The organism is Limosilactobacillus coleohominis 101-4-CHN, assembly GCF_000161935.1.
Taxonomy (GTDB): domain Bacteria; phylum Bacillota; class Bacilli; order Lactobacillales; family Lactobacillaceae; genus Limosilactobacillus; species Limosilactobacillus coleohominis_A.
This window is the reverse complement of sequence record NZ_GG698808.1, coordinates 1-3,236: the sequence shown is the minus strand read 5'-3', so window position 1 is coordinate 3,236 and position 3,236 is coordinate 1. Positions and strand designations below refer to the sequence as shown.

The window sequence follows — 3,236 nt, the reverse complement described above, 5'->3', positions numbered from 1 at the left end:
GTTTGTACTTTGAAAACTAAATAATATTCTATGTTCTAATTAATCAAGAAAACCGAGAACACCGCGTTATTTGAGTTGTTTAATGAAATAATCGCTAACTCAATTAATCGAAATGATCGAAGATCATGTAGGTTAAGTTATGAAGGGCGCATGGTGAATGCCTTGGTACTAGGAGCCGATGAAGGACGGGACTAACACCGATATGCTTCGGGGAGCGGTAAGTACGCTTTGATCCGGAGATTTCCGAATGGGGAAACCCAAGCACCTTAGTCGGTGCTTGCTTGACCAGTGAATTCATAGCTGGCAAGCGGTAGACGCAGTGAACTGAAACATCTAAGTAGCTGCAGGAAGAGAAAGAAACATCGATTTCCCGAGTAGCGGCGAGCGAAACGGAAAGAGCCCAAACCAACGAGCTTGCTCGTTGGGGTTGTAGGACTGAACATTGGAGTTACCAAAACGCGACGTAGACGAAGCAGTTGGGAAGCTGCACCAGAGATGGTGAGAGTCCAGTAGTCGAAACGTCACGTTCTCCGTTCAGGATCCTGAGTACGGCGGGACACGTGAAACCCCGTCGGAAACCGCGAGGACCATCTCGCAAGGCTAAATACTCCCTAGTGACCGATAGTGAACCAGTACCGTGAGGGAAAGGTGAAAAGCACCCCGGGAGGGGAGTGAAATAGTTCCTGAAACCATGTGCCTACAAGCTGTCGGAGCCCGTTAATGGGTGACGGCGTGCCTCTTGCAGAATGAACCGGCGAGTCATGATTGCGTGCAAGGTTAAGGTGGAAAAACCGGAGCCGTAGCGAAAGCGAGTCTGAAATGGGCGTACGAAGTACGCAGTTATGTACCCGAAACCAGGTGACCTACCCATGGTCAGGATGAAGGTGCGGTAAAACGCACTGGAGGTCCGAACCCGTGTCAGTTGAAAATGGCTGGGATGAACTGTGGGTAGCGGTGAAATTCCAAACGAACTTGGAGATAGCTGGTTCTCTCCGAAATCTCTTTAGGGGGAGCCTCGGAATGAAGAATCGTGGAGGTAGAGCACTGTTTGAACGAGGGGCCCGTCATGGGTTACTAATTTCAGATAAACTCCGAATGCCATTGATTTATGTCCGGGAGTCAGACGATGAGTGATAAGATCCACCGTCGAAAGGGGAACAGCCCAGATCACCAGTTAAGGTCCCTAAATATATGCTAAGTGGAAAAGGATGTGGAGTTGCATAGACAACTAGGATGTTGGCTCAGAAGCAGCCACCATTTAAAGAGTGCGTAATAGCTCACTAGTCGAGTGATCCTGCGCCGAAAATGTACCGGGGCTAAGCATATTACCGAAACTGTGGATGTGCACGACGTGCACGTGATAGGAGAGCGTTCTAAGGGCGGCGAAGTCAGACCGTGAGGACTGGTGGAGCGCTTAGAAGTGAGAATGCCGGTATGAGTAGCGAAAGACAGGTGAGAATCCTGTCCACCGAATGACTAAGGTTTCCTGGGGAAGGCTCGTCCACCCAGGGTAAGTCGGGACCTAAGGCGAGGCCGAGAGGCGTAGTCGATGGCTAACAGGTTGAGATTCCTGTACCAGTTAATTATGTTTGACGATGGAGGGACGCAGAAGGCTAAGCGAACCGGACGATTGGAAGAGTCCGGCCAAGCAATGAGTCAGGTTGCGAGTTAAATGCTTGCGATCGTGTTGACAAGTTGTGATGGGGAGCGAAATTATAGTAGCAAAGTCGCCGATGTCACGCTGCCGAGAAAAGCTTCTAAGGAGTAATTAACTGCCCGTACCGCAAACCGACACAGGTAGTCGAGGAGAGAATCCTAAGGTGAGCGAGAGAACTCTCGTTAAGGAACTCGGCAAAATGACCCCGTAACTTCGGGAGAAGGGGTGCTGCCCTCACGGGTAGCCGCAGTGAAAAGGCCCAGGCGACTGTTTATCAAAAACACAGGTTTCTGCAAAATCGTAAGATGAAGTATAGGGGCTGACGCCTGCCCGGTGCTGGAAGGTTAAATGGAAGGGTTAGCTTCGGCGAAGCTCTGAAATGAAGCCCCAGTAAACGGCGGCCGTAACTATAACGGTCCTAAGGTAGCGAAATTCCTTGTCGGGTAAGTTCCGACCCGCACGAAAGGCGTAACGATCTGGGCACTGTCTCAACGAGAGACTCGGTGAAATTGAATTGCCTGTGAAGATGCAGGCTACCCGCGACAGGACGGAAAGACCCCATGGAGCTTTACTGTAGCTTGATATTGAGTGTTTGTACTGCTTGTACAGGATAGGTAGGAGCCATTGAAGTCGGAACGCTAGTTTCGACGGAGGCGTTGGTGGGATACTACCCTTGCATTATGACCACTCTAACCCGCGCCACTCAGCGTGGCGGGAGACAGTGTCAGGTGGGCAGTTTGACTGGGGCGGTCGCCTCCCAAAAGGTAACGGAGGCGCCCAAAGGTTCGCTCAGAATGGTTGGAAATCATTCGCAGAGTGTAAAGGCACAAGCGAGCTTGACTGCGAGACAGACAGGTCGAGCAGGGACGAAAGTCGGGCTTAGTGATCCGGTGGTTCCGTATGGAAGGGCCATCGCTCAACGGATAAAAGCTACCCTGGGGATAACAGGCTTATCTCCCCCAAGAGTCCACATCGACGGGGAGGTTTGGCACCTCGATGTCGGCTCATCGCATCCTGGGGCTGTAGTCGGTCCCAAGGGTTGGGCTGTTCGCCCATTAAAGCGGTACGCGAGCTGGGTTCAGAACGTCGTGAGACAGTTCGGTCCCTATCCGTCGCGGGCGTAGGAAATTTGCGAGGACCTGTCCTTAGTACGAGAGGACCGGGATGGACATACCGCTGGTGTACCAGTTGTTCCGCCAGGAGCACCGCTGGGTAGCTATGTATGGATGAGATAAACGCTGAAAGCATCTAAGTGTGAAACTCGCCTCCAGATGAGATTTCCCATTCCGTTAAGGAAGTAAGACTCCTCAGAGATGATGAGGTAGATAGGATGGAAGTGGAAGTGCGGCGACGCATGGAGCGGACCATTACTAATCGGTCGAGGACTTAACCGCAGTGGTGTTGTCACTTGAAGGGTTAGAGTAAGGATATTGTTTAGTTTTGAAAGCACAAGCTTTCAAAGTGTGGTGATGATGGCTTGAAGGATACACCTGTTCCCATGCCGAACACAGAAGTTAAGCTTCAACGCGCCAAAAGTAGTTGGGGGATCGCTCCCTGCGAGGATAGGACGTTGCCACGC

At 51.4% G+C, this 3,236-nt stretch carries 2 rRNA genes; both read left to right on the top strand.

Annotated features, from left to right (window positions below):
• Nucleotides 1–130: 130 nt before the first annotated feature.
• Nucleotides 131–3,051, top strand: a 23S ribosomal RNA gene (locus HMPREF0501_RS08440).
• A 68-nt stretch (nucleotides 3,052–3,119) separates the two neighbouring features.
• A 5S ribosomal RNA gene (gene rrf / locus HMPREF0501_RS08435) occupies nucleotides 3,120–3,236 on the top strand.